Below are 19,618 nucleotides of genomic sequence, written 5' to 3' on the forward strand. Positions count from 1 at the left end.
CTCGGAAGCAATACCGCTACAATCGGTATCCGCAAGACCACGATCCATCCACGAGAGAGACATAGATGACATCTGCTTTCGCACTGCATAAGAAAACCCCTCTGAACATCCTGGCAGCCATGTTGTTCGCGCTCGGTGCGCAATCCGCGCTGGCCGCGCCGCAGGCGCCGTTCTACGACATGGCGCAACAAGAGAAGGCCGGCCTGATCGACACCATGCGCGACCTGGTCGGCATCGAGTCGGGCAGCAAGGATCTGGAAGGCCTGGCGAAGATCGCCGCGCTGATCCGCGACCGCCTGGTCGCACTCGGCGGCAAGGTCGAGCTGCTGGATGCGCCCGAGGTCTACCGCATGGGCGACACGCCGGACAAGATCGGCCAGATCGTGCATGCCGAATTCAAGGGCACCGGCCAGCGCAAGATCATGCTGATCGCGCACATGGATACCGTCTACCTGCGCGGCATGCTGAAAGACCAGCCGTTCCGCGTCGACGGCAACAAGGCCTACGGCCTGGGCATCGCCGACGACAAGCAGGGCATCGCCACCATCCTGCATACCATCGCCATCCTGCAGAAGGCGGGTTTCAAGGACTATGACACGCTGACCGTCCTGATCAACGGCGACGAGGAAATCAGCTCGCCGGGCGGACGCAGCCTGCACACGAAATACGGCGCCGAGCAGGATGTGGTGCTGTCGTTTGAAGGCGGCGGCGCCGACGGCCAGCTGCGCCTGGCCACCAGCGGCATCGGCGCGGCTTACCTGACGGTGGCCGGCAAGTCATCGCACGCGGGCGCGGCGCCGGAGAAGGGCGTCAACGCCCTGTACGAGCTGTCGCACCAGCTGCTGCAACTGGACAAGCTGTCCCAGCCCGAGCGCGGCCTGAAGCTGAACTGGACCGTGGCCCAGGCCGGCACCAACCGCAACGTCATTCCGGCCACCGCCAGTGCGCAGGCCGATGCGCGCGCGCTGAAGGTGAGCGATTTCGATCAGCTGCAGCAGCGCCTGAACGACGGCATTAAGCAGCAGTTGATCCCCGAGGCCAAGGTCAGCATCAAGTTCGAGATGCGGCGTCCGCCGCTGGAAGCCACGCCGGCCTCGCGCAAGGTGTCGGCGCATGCGCGCACCATCTATGAAGAAATCGGCATGCCGCTGAAGGTCGCGGAAGTCGCCACCGGCGGCGGCACCGATGCGGCCTTCGCGGCCCTGAAGAGCCGCGGCGCGGTGATCGAAGGCATGGGCCTGAGCGGCTTCGGCGCGCACTCCAACGATGCCGAATACGTGCTGCTCGATACCATCGTGCCGCGCCTGTACCTGTCGACGCGACTGATCATGGACGTGGCGCAGGATAAGGTGAAGTAAATGCGGAGAAGTGAATGCGGTGAAGCGAAGCTGAATTGAAGCGGCGATAAGCCAGGCAGGACAGGCGGCGGCCCCGATGACGGGCCGCCGTTTTTTTTGCGGGGTCAGGTCCCGAACCGGTTCAGGCCGCCGATTTCAGCTGGTGCAGCGACGCCACCAGATCGGCGAAGCGCTGCCCCTGGATCATGATGTGCTGGCGCAGCACCTCCACCGTCTTTTCCGCATCGCCGGCGATGATGGCGTCGACCGCCGCCTCATGTTCGTCGAAAGACATCTTCAGGCGGTCGCGCACCCGCAACTGCAGGCGCCGATACGGGCGCAGCCGGCGGTGCAGCGCGCGCGCCTGTTCGGCCAGGAAGCTGTTGTGGCTGCCGGCGTAGATGCGCTCGTGGAAGGCTTCGTTGAGGTAGAAATAGGCGTCCGGGTCGGAGGCATCGCGCGCCGCCTTGCAGGCCTGGTGCGCGGCCATCAGCTCGGCATGTTCGGCCGGCGTCATGCGGCGCGCGGCCAGGCGTCCGCACATGGCTTCGAACTCGGCCATGACCTCGAACATTTCAATCAGTTGCTGCGGGCCGATCTCGGCCACGATGGCGCCGCGCCGCGGGCGCATTTCGATGATGCCCATCGAATCCAGCTGGATCAGCGCCTCCCGGATCGGCGTGCGCGAAACCCCGAATTCCTCGGCCAGCGAGGTCTCCTCCAGGTGCTGGCCCGGCGCCAGCTTGCCGACGGCGATCATTTCCTCGATCGATTCGCGCAGGGTTTCAGAGCGTTTCTTGGCGGTCTCCATCTTGGGAATCCTTTTTGGATTGCATACAAGACAATTATTTTATATGAATTTATGCTTGACAATGTATCTGTTTCCTAAGAAATTGTATACACGATGAGAGCATAAAAACACATGTAGCATCCATCAATCCCTAAGGAGGAGACACGAAATGACTTCGAAGACACGTCGGCATTTGCTGGGCGCGCTCGCTGCCGCGCCTTTTTTTGCAGGTACGCAACTGGCCTGGGGCCAGGCTGCGAACCTGAAGATCTCGCACCAGTTCCCCGGCGGCACCATCAATGAAGGCGACTTCCGCGACCGCCTGGTGCGCATGTTCGCCCAGCAGGTCAGCGAGCGCACCAAGGGCAGCCTGAAGTTCGAGATCTATCCCGGCTCTTCGCTGATGAAGACCAATGCGCAGTTCTCGGCCATGCGCAAGGGCGCGCTGGACATGTCGCTGGTGCCGCTGAACTACGCCGGCGGCGAAGTCCCCGAAACCAACATCGGCCTGATGCCCGGCCTGGTGACCTCTTACCAGCAGGGCGCATCGTGGAAGAATGCCGAAGTCGGCAAGGAGCTGGCGCGCATCCTGGGCGAGAAGGGCGTGGTCATCGTCAGCTGGATCTGGCAGGCCGGCGGCGTGGCTTCGCGCGGCAAGCCGATCGTCGATCCGGCCGATGCCAAGGGCATGAAGGTGCGCGGCGGCTCGCGCGAGATGGATCTGATCCTGAAGGAAGCGGGCGCGGCCGTGGTGACGCTGCCTTCCAATGAAATCTACGCGGCGATGCAGACCGGCGCCATGGATGCGGCGATGACTTCGTCGACGTCCTTCATGTCGTTCCGCCTGGAAGAAGTCGCCAAGGCGCTCACCACCGGCCGCGACAAGGCCTACTGGTACATGTTCGAGCCGCTGATGATGTCCAAGGCGGTGTTCGAGCGCCTATCCAAGGAGCAGCAGGCCGTCGTCATGGCGGTCGGCGCCGAGATGGAGCAGTTCGCCATGAAGGCGGCGCAGGCCGACGACATCGCCGTGGCCCAGGTCTACCAGAAGGCCGGCGCCAAGGTGGTCGACCTGAATGCGGAAGTGGTCAAGAAGTGGCAGGACATCGCCCGCAATACCGCCTGGAAGGATTTTGCCGCGCGTAACGCCAGTTGCGCCAACCTGCTGAAGCTGGCGGAGAAAACCCTATGAGCCACGGTTTCGAGATGCCGGGCGCCGCCGCGGCACGTCCGGCGGTGCCGGCCTGGGCGCCGCTGGCGTGGCTGGCCGCGGCGCTGGAGAAGTTCCACAAGCTGGCAGTGTTCCTGGGCATGATCGCGCTGGTGGTGACCTCGTGCATCCTGACCTATTCGGTGGTGGTGCGTTATTTTTTCCACCATCCCACCGACTGGCAGGATGAGGCCTCGGTGTTCATGCTGGTGGGCGTGATCTTCCTGTGCTCGGCCTACGTGCAATCGCTGCGCGGCCATATCGGCATCGAAGCCCTGGCGGGATTTCTTTCGCCGATGGCCAACCGTGTGCGCATGTTCATCGTCGACCTGTTCTCCTTCCTCTTTTGCGCCTTCTTCGCATGGAAATCATGGACGCTGTTCCATGAGGCCTGGGTCGATGGCCAGACCACTTCGTCGACCTTCGCGCCGCCGCTGTGGATTCCCTATTCGATGATGGCGCTGGGCATGAGCATCCTCACGCTGCAACTGCTGGTGCAGGTGCTGGTGCGCATCACCGGCACGGTGGAAGCGAAAGGGGGCGCGCAATGAGCCCGCTCATGCTTGGGGTCCTGTACGGGATCGTCACCATCGTCGTCATGTGTTCCGGCATGCCGATCGCCTTCGCGCTGGGCGTGGTGGCCACCGGTTTCATGTACGTCTTCATGCCGGCCTCTTCGCTGGACACCATCACGCAAAACGTCTACGAAGAGATCGCCTCGATCACGCTGCTGTCGATCCCGCTGTTCATCCTGAAGGGCGCGGCCATCGGCAAATCGCCGGCCGGCAAGGACCTGTATTCGGCCATCCACGCCTGGTTGAACCGGGTGCCGGGCGGGCTGGGCATCGCCAACGTGTTTGCCTGCGCGCTGTTCGCCGCCATGGCCGGTTCCTCGCCGGCGACCTGCTCGGCGATCGGCTCAGCCGGCATTCCTGAAATGCGCCGGCGCGGCTATTCGCCGGGCTTCGCGGCCGGCATCATCGCCGCCGGCGGCACGCTGGGCATCCTGCTGCCGCCGTCGATCACCATGATCCTGTACGCGGTGGCCGCCGAGCAGTCGCTGGGCCGCCTGTTCCTGGCCGGCATCGGCCCGGGCGTGCTGCTGGTGATCCTGTTCGCCGGCTATGCCGTGTTCCGCGCCCGCAAGGAATACAAGCTGGCGCACGCCATCTACAGCGCCGGCGGCGCCAAGTCGGCCTACCTGGACGACGAGCATTTCACGCTGGCGCAGAAGGTGGAAATGCTGCCGCGCGTGCTGCCGTTCCTGGTCCTCTTGATCGGCGTGATGGTGGCGCTGTACGGCGGGCTGGCCACGCCGTCCGAAACCGCCGGCCTGGGCGCGCTCTTGGCGCTGGTGCTGATCGCCATCGTCTACCGCATCTACAAGCCGCGCGAGATCGCGCCGTTCCTCTCCTCGACGATCAAGGAGTCGGGCATGCTGCTGCTGATCATCGGCATGTCGCTGCTGTATTCCTACGTGATGAGCTACCTGCACATCAGCCAGTCGGCGGCGCAATGGGTGGTTGACCTGCACCTGTCGAGGTGGCTGCTGCTGGCGGTGATCCTGTTGATGGTGATCGTGCTGGGCTTCTTCCTGCCGCCGGTCTCGATCATCCTGATGACCGCGCCCATCATCCTGCCGCCGTTGAAGGATGCCGGTTTCGACCTGATCTGGTTCGGCATCGTGATGACGGTGGTGATGGAGATGGGGCTGATCCACCCGCCGGTGGGGCTGAACCTGTTCGTGATCAAGAACATCGCGCCCGACATTCCCCTGGGCGACGTGATCAAGGGCACCATTCCTTTCCTGGCGCTGATGTTCCTGGCGGTCGTGCTGCTGTGCATGTTTCCCGGCATCGCGACCGCATTGCCTGACTTACTGATGGGAGCGAAGTAAATATGAGTGGTAGCGAACGCGTCTGGAACGTGCGCCAGAAGAACCGGGACGACCGGCTGGCGCGCGCCGTGGCGGTGCTGGGCGGAAAACTGCAAGGCAAGATCGCGCCGGCGGCGCAACTGGCCGAGCTGCTGTATGCGGTGATCGAGCCGGGCGACCGGGTCTGCGTCGAGGGCAACAACCAGAAGCAAGCCGACTTCCTGGCCAAGGGCCTGGCCGCGCTCGATCCGGCGCGGGTGCATGACCTGCACATGCTGTTTTCGGTGCTGGCCTTGCCGGAGCATCTGGACGTGTTCGAAAAGGGAATCGCGTCGAAGCTGGATTTTTCCTTCTCCGGCCCGCAGGCCGGGCGGCTGGCGAAACTGGCCTCGGCCGGCAAGCTCAACATCGGCGCGATCCACACCTACCTGGAACTGTTCGGGCGCTACTTCATCGACCTGACGCCGCGTGTGGCGCTGGTGGCGGCGCAGGCGGCGGACCGCCACGGCAACCTGTACACCGGCCCCAACACCGAAGACACGCCGGCGATTGCCGAGGCCACGGCGTTTTCCAGCGGCATCGTGATCGCCCAGGTCAACGAGATCGTGGATGAACTGCCGCGCGTGGACATCCCGGCCGACTGGGTCAGCTTTGCCATCCAGGCGCCCACGCCGCATTACATCGAGCCGCTGTTTACCCGCGATCCGGCGCAGATTTCCGAGATCCAGGTGCTGATGGCGATGATGGCCATCAAGGGCATCTACGCCGAATACGGCGTGCAGCGCCTGAACCACGGCATCGGCTTCGACACCGCCGCCATCGAGCTGATCCTGCCGACCTATGCCGAATCGCTCGGCCTGCGCGGCAAGATCTGCAAGCACTGGGCGCTCAATCCGCATCCGGCATTGATCCCGGCGATCGAGGCCGGCTTCGTCGAGTCGATCCATTCCTTCGGCTCCGAGCTGGGCATGGAGGAATACATCCGCGCCCGGCCCGATATCTTCTTTGTCGGCCCCGACGGCTCCATGCGCAGCAACCGGGCGTTCTCGCAGACCGCCGGCCACTACGGCTGCGACATGTTCATCGGCTCCACGCTGCAGATCGATTTGCAAGGCAACTCTTCCACCGCCACGCTGGGCCGCATCGCCGGCTTCGGCGGCGCGCCCAACATGGGCGCCGATGCGCGCGGCCGGCGCCACGCCAGCCCCGCCTGGTTGAAGGCCGGGCAACAGGCGCGCGCCGGCCGGAACACCATCCCGCGCGGCCAGAAGCTGGTGGTGCAGACGGTGGAAACCTTCCGCGAGCACATGCAGCCGGCCTTCGTCGAACGGCTGGACGCCTGGCAACTGGGCGAGCAGGCCAAGATGCCGATCCCGCCGGTGATGATCTACGGCGACGACGTGACCCACATCCTGACCGAGGAAGGCATCGCCAACCTGTTGCTGTGCCGCACCGACGAGGAGCGCGAGCAAGCCATCCGCGGCGTGGCCGGCTACACGCCGGTAGGCCTGGGGCGCGACCAGCGCATGGTGGAAAACCTGCGCGACCGCGGCGTGATCCGCCGCGCCGAAGACCTGGGCATCGACAAGCGCCTGGCCACCCGCGACCTGCTGGCCGCCAAGAACATGAAGGACCTGGTGCGCGCTTCGGGCGGCTTGTACAACCCGCCCAAGCGGTTCCGCAACTGGTAACCCGATCAGGGGGAAAAGCGTGAGCTACGCAACATTATTTTTCGCGGTGCTGGCGTCTTCGGTTGCCGTCAGTGCGGCCGCCCGGGTGACTGAAATCAAGATCGACAAGGTGGAAAGGATATCGGAGGGCCCCGGCGCCTATGAAAAGATATTGGGAAGGGCGTTTGGCAAGCTCGATCCCAAGGATCGAAGGAACCAGGACATTACCGACATCTCCCTTGGACTGAGCGCCGATGGGATGCTGCACTATGAAGCCAGGTTTACCCTGGTCAAGCCGGTCGATATGCAGGGTTCCAGCGGTTTCCTGTGGCATGACGTGCCCAATCGGGGCGAGGCAGCCCATCCCGGAGGGCTGGAGATGGACGCGGGGGACATGATGCTGTGGTCCGGGTGGCAAGGCGATAACGCCGGCCTGACCGCTATTCCGAAAGATCGAACAACCGGGCTGACGCATTGGGTGGCGTTGCCGATGGCAAGGGTCGATGGCGCGTTGGTCACAGGCAAGGTCATGGCCCGGATCGTCAACCAGGAGGGCAAGGATTCGAAGCCTCTCATCGTCCACCGGTTCCCGGTTCCCTATCCGCCGGCCACGCTGGATACGGCCGCCGCGGTGATGAAAACCCATGTCAAGGAAACGGTGCGCGGGGAAGTGACGGAAGGGCCCGACATCCCAGCATCGGATTGGGCATTCGCGACATGCGATGCGAATCATCCCTTCCCGGGCAAGCCGCTTGATATCACTCCCGGCAAGGCGCAGCTTCCCGTGCAGGTCTGCATGAAGAATGGCTTCGATCCCAAATTGGTTTATCAGCTGGTCTACCCGGCGAGCGGCGCTTATGTGCTGGGAGCGGGCATGGCGGCCTTCAGGGATATCGGATCGTTTTTCAAGTATGAAGCAAAGGACGACGCCGGCGTCGCCAATCCGGTTGCGGGCGCGGTTCGGGGCAGCGCAATCCGGGGCGTTTCCCAGTCGGGCAATATGCTGCGTCAGTTCATCTTCATGGGCATGAATGAAGATGAGCGGGGGCGCCAGGTCTACGACGGCGCGTGGGCCAGGATTGCCGGCCGCCGGGTTGCCGTCAATTCGCGCTTTGCGCAGCCGGATGGAACGCTCGAGCTTTACATGATGGGAAGCGAAGGTCCGCAATGGTGGACCGAGTGGGATGACTCCGCCCGAGGCTTGCCGAAAAAATCCATCTTTTCCCGCTGCGAAAAAAACGGCACTTGTCCGAAGGTGTTCGAAAGCTTTGGATCTGCCGAAGTCTATGCGCTGAAGATGACGCCCGAATGGGTGGGCACCGATGCCAAATCGGATATTCCGCTGCCCGACAATGTGCGCCGGTACTACATTGCATCGACCACGCACGGCGGCGGCAACGGCGGTTTCAACTGGCAGCCGAAGAGCGCCGCCCAACCGACGTGTCCAGGAAACAATTTCGGAACAGGGACGCTTGCCGAGAACCCCATCGCTCACATCGAGATGGAGAACGTGCTGAAGGTCGCCATGCGGGCATGGGTGCTCAGTAATACGCCGCCGCCGGCGAGCCGCTATCCGACCATCAAGGACGGCAACCTGGTGATCGCGAGCAAGGAAAATATCGGTTTCCCTTCGAACGTGCCGGGGATTCCGGACACTATCTTTTCTCCCGATAACTTCATCTTTCCTGTCCTCGATTACAACTGGGGGCCCCAGTTCGACCATAGCGAAGCGTCGGGCATTCCGACGAATCTGCCGCCACCGATCAAAGCGGTGATACCCATGATGGCGCCCAAGGTGGATGCCGACGGCAATGAAATCGGCGGCGTGCCGACGGTTCTTGCGATGGCGCCGCTGGGCACCTACCTGGGCTGGAATATCACGTCCGGCGGATTCCACGCCGGGCAAATCTGCAACTACCTGGGCGGCTACGTGCCTTTTGCGAAAACCAGGCAACAGCGCGCGGCGACCCGCGATCCTCGTTTGTCGCTTGAAGAACGCTACAAGAATCACGCAGGCTACGTGAAAGCGGTGACGGAAGCCGCCAATAAGGCATATGCGGAGGGCTATCTGCTTGGAATCGATCGGGATCGCCTGATCCGGGAGGCGCGCGACAGTCAGGTGCTGCGCTAAAACACGTACCAAACATGTACCAACACGTACTGACAAACAACGACGATATTCTCTATGGAAACTTTAACTTTTCGCTTTGAAAACGGCAGCCGTCGTCTCAAGGCCGCGCCGGAACTGGTCGGCGTGGTCAGCTCCGGCAACCTTGAGGTATTGATCGAGAACGCCGCGCTCAACGGCGCTTGCGCGATCGAGGTCAAGACCGCCGCGCGCGGCTTCGGCGTCATCTGGGAGGCGGTGATGGGCGACTTCTTCCAGCGCTGGCAATTGGCCGACACGCACATTTCCATCAACGACATGGGCGCCACCCCGGCGGTGGTCAGCCTGCGTCTGGACCAGGCGGTGGAAGCCATGGTGGAGGAAACCAAATGAGCGCCAGCTACCTGGAAGCCACCGCACGCGAACGTATCCTGCAAGTGCTCGACGCTGGCAGTTTCACGGAACTGCTGCCGCCCGCGCAGCGCGTGGTCAGCCCGCACCTGGGGCAACTGGATGCGCCGGTTTCGTTCGACGACGGCGTGGTGATCGGTGAAGGCCGGCTCGACGGCCGCGCGGTGATGGCGGCCGCGCAAGAGGGCGGCTTCATGGGCGGCGCGGTGGGCGAGGTGCATGGCGCCAAGCTGGTCGGTTTGTTGAAGCGCGCCATCCGCAAGAAAGCCGCGGGCGTGGTGCTGCTGCTGGAAACCGGCGGCGTGCGCCTGCATGAGGCCAACGCCGGCCTGATCGCGGTATCGGAAGTGATGCGCGCCGTGCTCGATGCGCGCGCGGCGGGCATCCCGGTGATCGTGCTGGTGGGCGGCGCCAACGGCTGCTTCGGCGGCATGGGCATCGTGGCGCGCTGCGCCAGCACGGTGATCATGTCGGAAGAAGGGCGGCTGGCGATGTCCGGGCCCGAGGTGATCGAGACCGCCAACGGCGTCGAGGAATTCGACTCGCGCGACCGTGCGCTGGTCTGGCGCACCACCGGCGGCAAGCACCGCTACCTGATCGGCGATTGCCAGATACTGGTCAATGACGATATTCACGCTTTTCGCGCCGCCGCTGCGCAGGCCCTGGAAAACGCCGGCCCGACCGCGCTGACGCTGCCGGGGCTGGAAGCGGAGCAGGAAGTGCTGCGCCAGCGTATCGCGCGTTTTGGCCAGGCGCACGACCCGATGGAGATCTGGAAAGCGCTGGGCGTGGCCCAACCGGAAGCGGTGCCGATGCTGGAGGCGGAACCCTTCGTGGCCCTGGCCGATGCCCATCGCGTCCGCACCCAAGCATAAGGAATCTACGCATGCAAACCGCAGCCAACACTGCCGCAGACATCAAACAGGCCGACTGGCGCGCGCTCGCGCAGCAGTTGTTTCCGCAAGGGCATGAGATCGCCGAGCAAGACAATTTCCTGTCCGGCACGGCCCAGGTCGATGGCGCCACGGTAACCGTGGTCGGCACCACCGGCCATACGCCCATCGGCATCGAGATCGCGCTGGCGCAGGCGGCCAGCATCCTCGACACCGTGCGCGCACATCCCGGTCGCGCCATCGTCATCCTGGTCGATACGCAAGGCCAGCGCCTGCGCCATCGCGACGAGATGCTGGGCATCAACAGCTACATGGCGCATCTCGGCAAATGCGTGGAACTGGCACGCCGTTCCGGCCATCGCGTGGTCGGGCTGGTCTACGACCAGGCGCTGTCGGGCGGCTTCATCACCAGCGGGCTGATCGCCGATGCCTGCTATGCCTTGCCGGACGCCACCATCCGCGTCATGGGGCTGCCGGCCATGGCGCGCATCACCAAGGTGCCGCAAGAGCGGCTGACCGAACTGGCCCGGAGCAACCCGGTGTTCGCGCCCGGCCCGGAGAACTATCTGCGCATGGGCGGCGTGGCCGGGATCTGGAACGGCGACCTGGCGCAAGCGTTGCGCGAAGCGCTGTCGGTGGACCGCTCGGCTGACCGGCGCGCCGTCGCCGGGCTGGAACGCGGCGGGCGCAAGCTGGCCCAGCGCGTCATCGCCGCTGTGGCCGATGATGTGCCGCTGGATTGAACGGGATTGCCGCATGCATGAACGCCATCACCTGGTCTGGCTGAGCGAAGCGGGCTGGCAGCGCGCGCAGGAGCGCGCGGGCGACGCCCGCCAGCGCGAGGCGATGGCGCACTGGCAGCGCAACCGCTGGCCGGCGGTGCTGCGCCGCGCCGATGCCGATATTGACGCCGATGCCGGCGAGATCTGCGCCGGCATCGCCTTGCCGCCCGACGTGCACGGCAACAAGCCGCGCATCGCCTTGCGCCTGCATGCTTCGGAGGTGGCGTCTCGCCGCGCGCCGTTCCTGCTGCGCGAGATTGCCGCCGCGCGCTTGCCGGGCCTGCCGCCGGCGTGGCAGGAGCAGATGGCGCAATTGCAGGAAAGCATGGCGCGCCAAGGCATTGCATTGGGCGTGTTCGGCTCGCTGGCCTGGCAGGCCATCACCGGGCAGCAATATGTGCGCGGCGGCTCCGACATCGACTTGCTGTTCGAGCCGGCCAGCCAGGCGCAATTGGCGCAGGGCGTGCGCCTGCTGGCCTACCACGCGATGTTTTTGCCGCTGGATGGCGAAATCGTCTTTCCCGGCGGCGCCGCGGTGTCGTGGAAGGAATGGCGGCAGGTCGCCGTCAAGGGCGGCGACCCCGACAACAAGGTGCTGGTCAAGACGCCGGACGCGGTAAAGCTGGAGCGCGTCGGCGCACTCGCGGCAAGCCTGCCGCAATCGGGGGATGAACCACAGGGGAGCCAACGATGCGCGGCCTGAACCGGCCCGCCGGCCAGCCCGGGGACATTTGGCGCGCCGCGCGCGCGCCGGCGCCGCATTACACGCAGAAGCGCCGCGATGTGCGCGACAACCTGGCCTTCAGCCGCACGCTGGCGCGCCTGGCGCTGCGCAGCCTGTACCAGGAACTGGTGCTGTATCCCAAGCCGGGCCTGGTCTCGCTGGTGGATAACGGCAGCCATCGCGATATGGATGCCTCCACTTTCATGCGCAGCCTGTTTTCGCTGCGCCGTTATTTTTTCCTGATCGCCGAAGCCGGCATGCGGGGCGCGCCCTTCACTGAGTTGCAGCGCCTGGCGATTGCCGCGGAACAGCGCATGCTGCGCGCCACCGGCGGCGTCAACACCCATCGCGGCGCCATTTTCGCGCTGGGCATGCTATGCGCGGCGATGGCATATTGCCGCGCGCAGAAGATGCCCCTGTCGGAGGCCACGATACGCGCCACGCTGCTGATCCAATGGGGCGATGCGCTGGCCGGCCATACCCATGCGCAGGCGCCAGGCCGGGCCAGCCACGGCCAGCAAGTGGCGGCGGCCCATGCCGTGGGCGGCGCGCGCGAGGAGGGCGCGCTGGGGTTTCCGTCGGTATTCGAGATCGCGCTGCCGCGCATGCGCCAGACGCTGGAACATGGCCGCGACTGGCAAGCGGCCAAGATCGATGCCTTGTTCGCATTGATGCAGCATGTCAGCGACACCAATGTTTATCACCGTGGCGGTGAGCCGGGAGCCGCGCTGGTGCGTGGGCGCAGCGCCGCTTTCCTGGCCGCCGGCGGCACCGCCCATCCCGGCTGGCATGCGATGGCTCTCGATTGCCACCGGGCCTTCGTGGCGCAACGCCTGTCTCCGGGCGGCGCCGCCGACCTGCTGGCGGCGGCTTGCCTGGTGCATCAGGCGTGTGCGCTGGGCGATGCGTCCGGCTTGCCCCCGTGCGGGAGGGGCTGAGCATGCGGCTGGCGATCCTCTGCCCCGGCCAGGGCGGCCAGCATCCCGCCATGTTCGACATGGCGCGCGCCGATGCGAACGGCGCCGCCTTTCTCGCGCAATGCGGACTGGCGCAGTGGCTGGATGCGCCGCTGGCCGAGGTGCTGGCCGATCCGCAGCAGCTTTATGCCAACCGCCACGCGCAACCGCTGATCGTCGCGGCCCAGCTTGCCGCCTGGCATGCCATTGCTGATGAGCTAGTCGCTATCGTCGGCGCGCCTGCGGTAGTGGCCGGCTATAGCGTCGGCGAATTGTCCGCCTATGCGGTGGCCGGCGTGTTCGCGGCCCAAGAGGCCGTGGGCATCGCGGCCCGGCGTGCCGGCTTGATGGATATTGCCCGGCAGCAGGCGCCGGCCATGCAGCGCGAGCAGGGCTTGATGTCGGTCAGCGGCATGGCCGGCGCCGCGGCGCGTGCGGTGCTGCAACGCCACGGCGCATATGTCGCCATCGATACCGGCGAAGAGTCGCTGATTGCGGGCGGCGCCAGCCGCGACCTGCGCGCCGCCGCTGATGAGCTGGCCGCGATGGGCGCGCGCACCGGCGAACTGCCGGTCGGGCTGGCTTCGCATACGCCGCTGATGCAGGCGGCAGTCGCGCCGTTTTCCGATGTGCTGGCGCAGGCTTCCTGCGCGGCACCGGCGCTGACCTTGCTGGCCGGCGTGACCGGGCAGGCTGTCGACGATGCGGCGCAGGCGCGCAGCTTGCTGGCAAGACAACTGACCGAGACCATCCAGTGGGCCGCCTGCATGGACGCCTGCGCCGAACGCGGCGTCACGGTCGCGCTGGAGCTGGGGCCTTGCTCGGCGCTGTCGCGCATGCTGCGCGAGCGCCATCCACAGATCGAATGCCGCTCCCTGTCCGACTTCCGCAGCTTTTCCGGGGCGCTGGCATGGCTGCGGCGCCAGGCCGATTGAGTCCGATTGAGGCCACCGCCAGCGGCTTGCCGATCCCGCCGCGATGGCCTCATGCAATAGTTGAGCAATAGCTGATCCATACCGGGAACCGGCATCGGGATTACTGGCATCGCCCCTGTGCAAGTGCTATGTTGAAGGCGTGGATGCTGTACACATTCGTGCCTGAACGCATACAACAGGCCCAAGTCGGACCAGCAAGCCGTGTTGCCATGGCACGGCGCGGGCTGTACTTGCCTCGATGCTTGCAGCATTGCGCAAACCGTGTTCAACCCGACCAGGAGCCCACGATGAAAGTCGACGTTTACAAACGCCCGGACAGCGACGGACTGTTTTCCTATTTGCTCATCCCGCACCAAAAGCCATTGCCGCAGGAGGTCACCAATACCGATTGGCAGATGCATGAACGGGGCGCCGATGTCGAGCGGGACGGGCGGCGGCATTTCACGCTGCAGCCGGAAGACGCATTCGTGCAGATCAGCCAAAAGGGCTATGCCATCACCCATCTGGGCGACCGCGCCGGCGACGGCGCTTCATGATGCCCGCGCGCAATGCCACATGAACCAAGGAGGAACCATCATGCCAACCGAACACATGGGCGACTACGATATCGAGTACTCGGGCGTACGCGTGATCGGCGGCGAAGAGTGGGTGGCCAATGTGGCCATCTTTGGGCCGTCGCACAATCCCATGCACCGCAATCCGGTGTTTCCGTCGCAACGGGTGCTGGCCGACCAGACCTTTGGCGATGAAAAATCGGCCGAGCAGGGGGCCTTGCAGGTGGCGCATGCGCTGCTGGAATGCAGCCGGCGCCCGGTGCCGCATCACTGAGCCGATGCCGCTGGCGTCGCTGGCGTTGTTTATGCGCCAGCGGCGCCCGGCCGCAAGCGCGGTGGCATGGAAATCGCATGGGGAGATGGGCGCACCCGACGCGGCAACCGGCGCATACGGTTAGCCGCTTTTCGCCATAAAATGTCGGGCATCGCGATTTTTCAAATTAACGCCCCGACCCTATGAAGCCGCCACTGCTCGTCCTGATCCACCTTTCCGATACCAGCTTCGCCACCATCGGCGAACACTACGACATCCTCTACGCCCCCGACAAGCAGCGCCGGGCCGACATGATCGCCGGCCCGGCCAGGCATGTCGCGGTGGTGCTGACCAATGGCGGCACCGGGCTGAGCGCCGACGAGATGCGCGCCTTGCCGCGCCTGCAACTGGTGTGCGCCTTTGGCGCCGGTTATGAAAACGTCGACGTGGCCCACGCCAAGGCGGCCGGCATCGACATCGCCACCGGCGCCGGCACCAACGAGGATTGCGTGGCCGACCATGCGATGGGCCTGTTGCTGGCCACCGTGCGCCATATCCCGGCGCTGGACCAGGCCACCCGCGCCGGCGGCTGGCGCGACCATCTGCCGCTGCAGCCGCAGGTGGCGGGCAAGCGCCTGGGCATCGTCGGCCTGGGCAACATCGGCAAGAAGATCGCCCGCCGCGCCGCAGGTTTCGACATCGAGGTCGGCTATTGCAACCGCAAGAAGCGCGACGACGTCGATTTCCATTATTTCCCGGACGTGGCGCAACTGGCCGCCTGGGCCGATTTCATCATCGTCGCCGCGCCGGGCGGGGCCGATACCAAGCATCTGGTGTCCGGGCGCGTGATCGATGAGCTGGGCCCGCAAGGCTACCTGGTCAACATCGGCCGCGGCAGCATCGTCGATACCGCCGCGCTGGCGGCCGCCTTGCGCGAGGGCCGCCTGGCCGGCGCCGGGCTGGATGTCTACGAGAGCGAACCGCAGCCGCCACAGGAGCTGGTCGGCCTGTCCAATGTGGTGCTGACGCCGCACATCGCCGGCTGGTCGCCGGAATCGATCGATGCTTCCGTGCAACAGTTCCTGCGCAACTGCGAAGAGCATTTCGCCGCCGCCGAGCCGGCGGTACGGGCCTGAATGGCGGATTTTCGGGTTTTTTTGAGGGCCGGGAGGCGCCTCAGGTTGCCCAAGGCTGGTAATATCTGCGGCCACCGGATTGCGCGGGGACGCGCTCCGGCTTCCATTCATTCCAAACGCTGACAGCAATACAGAGAGAGCCAAGCACCATGGATCTGCCATCTCACCAACTCACCATGACGGTCCTGATGACGCCCGACATGGCCAACTTCGCCGGCAATGTGCACGGGGGCACCATCCTGAAGCTGCTGGACCAGGTCGCCTACGCCTGCGGCAGCCGCTACGCGGGCCAGTACGTGGTGACTTTGTCGGTCGACCAGGTGATGTTCCGCCAGCCCATCCATGTGGGCGAACTGGTGACGTTCCTGGCCAGCGTCAACCACACCGGCACGTCGTCGATGGAGATTGGCGTGAAGGTGGTGGCCGAGAACATCCGCACCCAGGAAACGCGCCACGTCAACAGCTGCTTCTTCACCATGGTGGCGGTGGACGACCAGCGCAAGCCGATCGCCGTGCCGCCGCTGCGGCCGTTCTCCAAGGAAGAGAAGCGCCGCTTCGAAGCCGCGGTGCTGCGCAAGTCGCTGCGCAAGGAACTGGAACGCCGCTTCGAGGAAGTCAAGCCGGGCTGATGGCCGGCCATCGGTTGGCCATCGTCGCGCACCAATGAAAATGGGACAGCTGCCTGGCTGTCCCGTTTTTTATTGCGCTGCGCCTCCGCTTCAGGCGAGCTCGATGGCGACCGTGCCCAGCGGCCCCAGGTCGGCCAGGATGCCTTGGCCGGCGCGCACCGGCAACGGCACGATGGTCGAGCCGCTGGCGACGATCTGGCCTTCGGCCAGCGTCAGTCCATGTTGGGACAGTTCATTGGCCAGCCAGGTCAGCGCGATGCGCGGGTCGCCCAGCACCTGGGCGCCGCTGCCGTCGCGTTGCTCGCCGTCGTTGATGCGGCCGAAGGTCGGGAGCGCGGCCAGGTCGAGCGCGCGCCAGTCGACGTCGGCCGGCGCGCCCAGCACGAATTGGTCGGCGCAGGCGTTGTCGGCGATCAGTTGGGCGGCGCCAACCTGTTTGAAATTGTCGTAACGGGTATCGGGGAGCTCGATGGCGGGGTAGACCGAGCCCACCGCATCGAGCACTTCTTCTTGCGAGTAAGGCGCGCTGCGCGGCGGCAAGGATTTGCGCATGCGGAAGGCGACTTCCACCTCGACCACGCTCATCAGGCTGTTGCCCAGCGAAATGACGGCGCCGTTGCGATGGATGCGCTCGGCCAGCAGGCGGCCGGCCAGCGGCGCATCGATGTTAAGCAAGCCTTGGCCGCCGGGGCCGGTGGCGCCGATCTTCCATCCGGCCAGCGGGGCAAAACTGTGCGCTTCCAGCCGCGCCTGGATGGCATAGGCTTCCCCGCGCTCGGTCGGGCGCAGCTCTTGCGGCAGCTGTGCGATGCGGCGTCCATGCGCCCAGCAGTCCCACAGCAGGTCGGCGGCCTGCTGCCGTTGCGATTCATTCAGCACGTACATTTCCCCCTATTGTCGAATTGTCGGATTGTCGATATGCGGCGATGACGCAGCCATGTTGATGCCGCCGCGCGGAACAGCTTCTCAAGCCATCATCGGCCCCAGCGCGCCGATGGCGATGGTCAGCAGGCCAAGGCACAGGTTGATGCCCACCAGCATGCGGATCTGGCCCAGGGCGCGCGCGGCGCGATCCCAGTCTTGCTGGGCGGCGGCCAGTTTCAGGCGGCGGAACGGCGCGAAGAAGATGTGGCCGAAAATCAGCATCATCAGGATGCCGATGCCGGCCATCGCATGCACATGGGGCGGCATGCGGCCGGCGCCCATCAGCATCATCATGTGCAGCCCGCTGCCCAGCACCAGCGCGATGGAAATCCACACCCAGATAAAGAACGCGCCCAGCGTCGCCGCCATCAGCACCAGGCGCTGCGGCGGCTGCAAAGCCGCCAGCGCCGGACGCAGCGCCATGTGGGCGAAGAACATGCCGCCGACCCAGATGGTCAGCCCAAGCAGATGGAAAAATTTCGCAAGCAGCATTTCAATCCCGTCAGGTAAGCGCAGTTGGAAGAGCGATTGGCGCATTGTCGCATGATGGTGCGGCCCGTGTCGTTGCGCCGGATATCGGCCGCGCCGCCTGTGATAATGTCGTGCCGTAATGGCAACGCCGTATCGCGTCATTAGAACTCATCCAATACGGCGACGATCATCGAGAACAAGGAATGGCATGGCAATACTCAGCGCAATCAATATCTATCCGATCAAGTCGTGCGGCGGCATCGCCCTGGAGCAGGCGTGCATCGGCCCGCTCGGGCTGGCGCTGGACCGCCACTGGATGGTGGTGGACGGCGCCGGGGAATTCCTGACGCAACGCAGCCATGCGCGCATGGCCTGCATCGCTCCCCGTTTCGTGGATAGCGCGCTGCTGCTGTCCGCCCCCGGCATGCCCGAACTGCAACTGGCGGCCGCCGGCGAAGATGGCGCAAGCGTCCAGGTGCAGGTGTGGAAGGATAGGGTGGCCGCCCTGGACCAGGGAGCGCGCGCCCGCCAGTGGTTCTCGGACTATCTGGGTATGGACGCCCGCCTGGTGCGCTTCGACCCGAATGCAACGCGCGCCTGCAGCGCACGCTGGACCGGCGAACACCGTGCGACGACGCAATTTTCGGACGGTTATCCGCTGCTGGTGATCGGCCAGGCATCGCTGGACGACCTGAATGCGCGGCTGGGCGCCAAGGGCGCGCCGGCGTTGCCGATGGAGCGTTTTCGCCCGAACCTGGTAATACAGGGGCTAGAGGCCTACGAGGAAGATTTCATCGATACCATCACCCTGGACGATGGCGATGGCGGCGCCGTGGCGCTCAAGCTGGTGAAACCCTGTGCGCGCTGCCCGGTGCCGGGAATCGACCAGCGCACCGGCCTGCGCGATCCGCAATGGCCGGACGAGCCGCTCGATACGCTGGCAAGCTATCGCGCCAATCCGCGCGTGGATGGCGGCCTGACCTTCGGCCAGAATGCCATCGTCATCGGCGGCATGGGCGGCAGCATACGCGCGGGGCAGGCCTGCGGTTGGGAATTGAATTTCTGAGTTGAGCGACCCCAAGGGAAAAGCGCCGCTCCGACATCATCGGAGCGGCGCTTTTTTTGGGGGGGGGGCGCGGCCCGCTGGCGAGCCACTGCACACCGCAGCGTTCCCTTATTTCTTGGGGCGGCCGACCTTCAGCGGCGTCAGGCTGCTGAGGATGTCCTTCAGATCGGCGATCTTCAGGTTCTTGATCAGCGACACGCCGATACGCAGCAGATCGCTCTTCTTGATCTCGACGCCGGCCTTCAGGCAGGACTTCTTGACTTGCGCCAGCACCGCGTACTCGTTTTCCGGCATGGTGAAGCTGTCGCGCACCTGCTTGACCTTCTTCGGCTTGGCGGCCTTCTTCTCCGCCTTGGTCGGCGCTGCCGGCTTCTGAGCCGGCTTGGCCGGCACGGCGGCGACAGGCTTCTTCGGCGCCGGCGCTACTGCCTTTGCCGCAGCCGCGGGCGCCTTCGGGGCGGGGGCTGCAGCCTTGGGCGCGGCTTTCGCGGCAGAACGTACGGCAGGTTTGGCGGCAGGACGTGCGGCCGGTTTGGCGGCGGGCTTCCTCGCGGCTGGCCGGGCGGCGGGCGCGGCCTTGGCCACGGGCTTTTTGCTTGCGGTTGTTGCGGCTTGAACTCTGGTTGCCATGAACCCTCCTGTGAAAAATTAATATAAACAATATATATTGTTTGAGGCGCTGTCGCAATCCGGGCGGCGGAGTGTGAACGATTCCATCATATTTTGTTGAGGTTGCAAACGTTTACATCGGGTGTTCCTGTGCCGAAAAAAGACAAACCGGATGGAAAAAGCGGTCGCCGCCCAGCGGGGCCGGGAAGCAATGCCCGGGAGCGCGGGCGGGGAAGGGGGGGGCGGAGCAGCGCGAATGCCATGCCGGCGATCCTAGCAAGCCCA

The 19,618-nt window shown here is 65.1% G+C and carries 21 protein-coding genes; 17 read left to right on the forward strand and 4 right to left on the reverse strand.

The features are described from left to right. The first annotated feature begins 65 nt into the window (after window positions 1-65). A complete protein-coding gene (locus tag AC07N6_RS05985; RefSeq protein WP_494779404.1) occupies window positions 66-1,358 on the forward strand; it encodes a M20/M25/M40 family metallo-hydrolase in 1,293 nt (430 codons plus the stop codon). 121 nt (window positions 1,359-1,479) lie between these two features. Here AC07N6_RS05985 and AC07N6_RS05990 read toward each other — a convergent pair whose 3' ends face one another. Next, window positions 1,480-2,148, reverse strand: a complete 669-nt coding sequence (locus AC07N6_RS05990; RefSeq protein ID WP_494779405.1) for a GntR family transcriptional regulator — start codon at window positions 2,146-2,148, stop codon at window positions 1,480-1,482. A 148-nt stretch (window positions 2,149-2,296) separates the two neighbouring features. Between AC07N6_RS05990 and dctP the strand changes: the two genes are divergently transcribed. The 15 genes from dctP to AC07N6_RS06065 all read left to right on the forward strand — a co-directional run bounded on the left by dctP (window position 2,297) and on the right by AC07N6_RS06065 (window position 16,263). Continuing rightward, window positions 2,297-3,319: a TRAP transporter substrate-binding protein DctP gene (dctP, locus tag AC07N6_RS05995; protein WP_494779406.1), complete on the forward strand. Its 1,023-nt coding sequence runs from the start codon at window positions 2,297-2,299 to the stop codon at window positions 3,317-3,319. After that, window positions 3,316-3,888: a TRAP transporter small permease gene (locus AC07N6_RS06000; protein WP_494779407.1), complete on the forward strand. Its 573-nt coding sequence runs from the start codon at window positions 3,316-3,318 to the stop codon at window positions 3,886-3,888. The genes dctP and AC07N6_RS06000 overlap by 4 nt, the downstream gene beginning before the upstream one ends. Then, complete coding sequence (locus AC07N6_RS06005) at window positions 3,885-5,234, forward strand: TRAP transporter large permease (protein WP_494779408.1); 1,350 nt, start codon at window positions 3,885-3,887, stop codon at window positions 5,232-5,234. The genes AC07N6_RS06000 and AC07N6_RS06005 overlap by 4 nt, the downstream gene beginning before the upstream one ends. 2 nt (window positions 5,235-5,236) lie before the next feature. Then, a complete protein-coding gene (gene mdcA, locus AC07N6_RS06010; protein ID WP_494779409.1) occupies window positions 5,237-6,904 on the forward strand; it encodes a malonate decarboxylase subunit alpha in 1,668 nt (555 codons plus the stop codon). Between the two features lie 19 nt (window positions 6,905-6,923). Beyond that, window positions 6,924-9,014 carry an alpha/beta hydrolase domain-containing protein gene (locus AC07N6_RS06015; protein ID WP_494779410.1) on the forward strand — a complete coding sequence of 697 codons (2,091 nt, stop codon included), beginning with the start codon at window positions 6,924-6,926 and terminating at the stop codon, window positions 9,012-9,014. 54 nt (window positions 9,015-9,068) lie between these two features. Next, the gene (mdcC, locus tag AC07N6_RS06020) at window positions 9,069-9,383 is read left to right on the forward strand and encodes a malonate decarboxylase acyl carrier protein (RefSeq protein ID WP_494779411.1); all 315 of its coding nucleotides are present in this window, start codon (window positions 9,069-9,071) and stop codon (window positions 9,381-9,383) included. Then, window positions 9,380-10,276: a biotin-independent malonate decarboxylase subunit beta gene (locus AC07N6_RS06025; RefSeq protein WP_494779412.1), complete on the forward strand. Its 897-nt coding sequence runs from the start codon at window positions 9,380-9,382 to the stop codon at window positions 10,274-10,276. Before mdcC ends, AC07N6_RS06025 begins: the two co-directional genes overlap by 4 nt. Window positions 10,277-10,287: 11 nt before the next feature. After that, window positions 10,288-11,037, forward strand: a complete 750-nt coding sequence (mdcE, locus tag AC07N6_RS06030) for a biotin-independent malonate decarboxylase subunit gamma (RefSeq protein WP_494779413.1) — start codon at window positions 10,288-10,290, stop codon at window positions 11,035-11,037. Window positions 11,038-11,050: 13 nt separating this feature from the next. Further along, on the forward strand, window positions 11,051-11,779 hold the full coding sequence (gene mdcG, locus AC07N6_RS06035) for a malonate decarboxylase holo-[acyl-carrier-protein] synthase (protein WP_494779414.1): 729 nt from the start codon (window positions 11,051-11,053) through the stop codon (window positions 11,777-11,779). Further along, a complete protein-coding gene (mdcB, locus tag AC07N6_RS06040) occupies window positions 11,767-12,738 on the forward strand; it encodes a triphosphoribosyl-dephospho-CoA synthase MdcB (protein WP_494779415.1) in 972 nt (323 codons plus the stop codon). The genes mdcG and mdcB overlap by 13 nt, the downstream gene beginning before the upstream one ends. Further along, on the forward strand, window positions 12,735-13,691 hold the full coding sequence (locus tag AC07N6_RS06045) for an ACP S-malonyltransferase (protein ID WP_494780246.1): 957 nt from the start codon (window positions 12,735-12,737) through the stop codon (window positions 13,689-13,691). Before mdcB ends, AC07N6_RS06045 begins: the two co-directional genes overlap by 4 nt. Window positions 13,692-13,978: 287 nt before the next feature. Next, window positions 13,979-14,227, forward strand: coding sequence for a DUF6139 family protein (locus AC07N6_RS06050; protein WP_494779416.1), 249 nt, complete (start codon window positions 13,979-13,981; stop codon window positions 14,225-14,227). 40 nt (window positions 14,228-14,267) lie between these two features. Next, window positions 14,268-14,519 carry a hypothetical protein gene (locus AC07N6_RS06055; protein WP_494779417.1) on the forward strand — a complete coding sequence of 84 codons (252 nt, stop codon included), beginning with the start codon at window positions 14,268-14,270 and terminating at the stop codon, window positions 14,517-14,519. A 182-nt stretch (window positions 14,520-14,701) separates the two neighbouring features. Beyond that, window positions 14,702-15,634: a 2-hydroxyacid dehydrogenase gene (locus AC07N6_RS06060; protein ID WP_494779418.1), complete on the forward strand. Its 933-nt coding sequence runs from the start codon at window positions 14,702-14,704 to the stop codon at window positions 15,632-15,634. A gap of 149 nt (window positions 15,635-15,783) precedes the next feature. Further along, entirely contained in the window at window positions 15,784-16,263 is a 480-nt protein-coding gene (locus AC07N6_RS06065; protein ID WP_494779419.1) for an acyl-CoA thioesterase, read from the forward strand. 90 nt (window positions 16,264-16,353) lie between these two features. Here AC07N6_RS06065 and AC07N6_RS06070 read toward each other — a convergent pair whose 3' ends face one another. Beyond that, window positions 16,354-17,142 carry a 2-keto-4-pentenoate hydratase gene (locus tag AC07N6_RS06070; protein WP_494779420.1) on the reverse strand — a complete coding sequence of 263 codons (789 nt, stop codon included), beginning with the start codon at window positions 17,140-17,142 and terminating at the stop codon, window positions 16,354-16,356. Between the two features lie 87 nt (window positions 17,143-17,229). Beyond that, window positions 17,230-17,679, reverse strand: coding sequence for a CopD family protein (locus AC07N6_RS06075; RefSeq protein ID WP_494779421.1), 450 nt, complete (start codon window positions 17,677-17,679; stop codon window positions 17,230-17,232). A 187-nt stretch (window positions 17,680-17,866) separates the two neighbouring features. Between AC07N6_RS06075 and AC07N6_RS06080 the strand changes: the two genes are divergently transcribed. Then, window positions 17,867-18,724 (forward strand): MOSC domain-containing protein, encoded by an 858-nt coding sequence (locus AC07N6_RS06080; protein WP_494779422.1) that lies wholly within the window; start codon window positions 17,867-17,869, stop codon window positions 18,722-18,724. Window positions 18,725-18,832: 108 nt separating this feature from the next. Here AC07N6_RS06080 and AC07N6_RS06085 read toward each other — a convergent pair whose 3' ends face one another. After that, window positions 18,833-19,354: a hypothetical protein gene (locus AC07N6_RS06085; protein ID WP_494779423.1), complete on the reverse strand. Its 522-nt coding sequence runs from the start codon at window positions 19,352-19,354 to the stop codon at window positions 18,833-18,835. Window positions 19,355-19,618 lie beyond the last annotated feature (264 nt).

The organism is Herbaspirillum sp. GW821-FHT09A12, assembly GCF_059418325.1.

What these genes read in the sequence shown, in the direction of transcription:
- AC07N6_RS06075 (WP_494779421.1), bottom strand. Translation starts at nt 17,679, where the DNA reads ATGCTGCTTGCGAAATTTTTCCATCTGCTTGGGCTGACCATCTGGGTC.
- mdcE (WP_494779413.1), top strand. Translation starts at nt 10,288, where the DNA reads ATGCAAACCGCAGCCAACACTGCCGCAGACATCAAACAGGCCGACTGG.
- mdcC (WP_494779411.1), top strand. Translation starts at nt 9,069, where the DNA reads ATGGAAACTTTAACTTTTCGCTTTGAAAACGGCAGCCGTCGTCTCAAG.
- AC07N6_RS06055 (WP_494779417.1), top strand. Translation starts at nt 14,268, where the DNA reads ATGCCAACCGAACACATGGGCGACTACGATATCGAGTACTCGGGCGTA.
- AC07N6_RS06000 (WP_494779407.1), top strand. Translation starts at nt 3,316, where the DNA reads ATGAGCCACGGTTTCGAGATGCCGGGCGCCGCCGCGGCACGTCCGGCG.
- AC07N6_RS06060 (WP_494779418.1), top strand. Translation starts at nt 14,702, where the DNA reads ATGAAGCCGCCACTGCTCGTCCTGATCCACCTTTCCGATACCAGCTTC.
- AC07N6_RS06080 (WP_494779422.1), top strand. Translation starts at nt 17,867, where the DNA reads ATGGCAATACTCAGCGCAATCAATATCTATCCGATCAAGTCGTGCGGC.
- mdcB (WP_494779415.1), top strand. Translation starts at nt 11,767, where the DNA reads ATGCGCGGCCTGAACCGGCCCGCCGGCCAGCCCGGGGACATTTGGCGC.
- mdcA (WP_494779409.1), top strand. Translation starts at nt 5,237, where the DNA reads ATGAGTGGTAGCGAACGCGTCTGGAACGTGCGCCAGAAGAACCGGGAC.
- AC07N6_RS06050 (WP_494779416.1), top strand. Translation starts at nt 13,979, where the DNA reads ATGAAAGTCGACGTTTACAAACGCCCGGACAGCGACGGACTGTTTTCC.
- AC07N6_RS06005 (WP_494779408.1), top strand. Translation starts at nt 3,885, where the DNA reads ATGAGCCCGCTCATGCTTGGGGTCCTGTACGGGATCGTCACCATCGTC.
- AC07N6_RS06065 (WP_494779419.1), top strand. Translation starts at nt 15,784, where the DNA reads ATGGATCTGCCATCTCACCAACTCACCATGACGGTCCTGATGACGCCC.
- AC07N6_RS05990 (WP_494779405.1), bottom strand. Translation starts at nt 2,148, where the DNA reads ATGGAGACCGCCAAGAAACGCTCTGAAACCCTGCGCGAATCGATCGAG.
- AC07N6_RS06085 (WP_494779423.1), bottom strand. Translation starts at nt 19,354, where the DNA reads ATGGCAACCAGAGTTCAAGCCGCAACAACCGCAAGCAAAAAGCCCGTG.
- dctP (WP_494779406.1), top strand. Translation starts at nt 2,297, where the DNA reads ATGACTTCGAAGACACGTCGGCATTTGCTGGGCGCGCTCGCTGCCGCG.
- AC07N6_RS05985 (WP_494779404.1), top strand. Translation starts at nt 66, where the DNA reads ATGACATCTGCTTTCGCACTGCATAAGAAAACCCCTCTGAACATCCTG.
- AC07N6_RS06025 (WP_494779412.1), top strand. Translation starts at nt 9,380, where the DNA reads ATGAGCGCCAGCTACCTGGAAGCCACCGCACGCGAACGTATCCTGCAA.
- mdcG (WP_494779414.1), top strand. Translation starts at nt 11,051, where the DNA reads ATGCATGAACGCCATCACCTGGTCTGGCTGAGCGAAGCGGGCTGGCAG.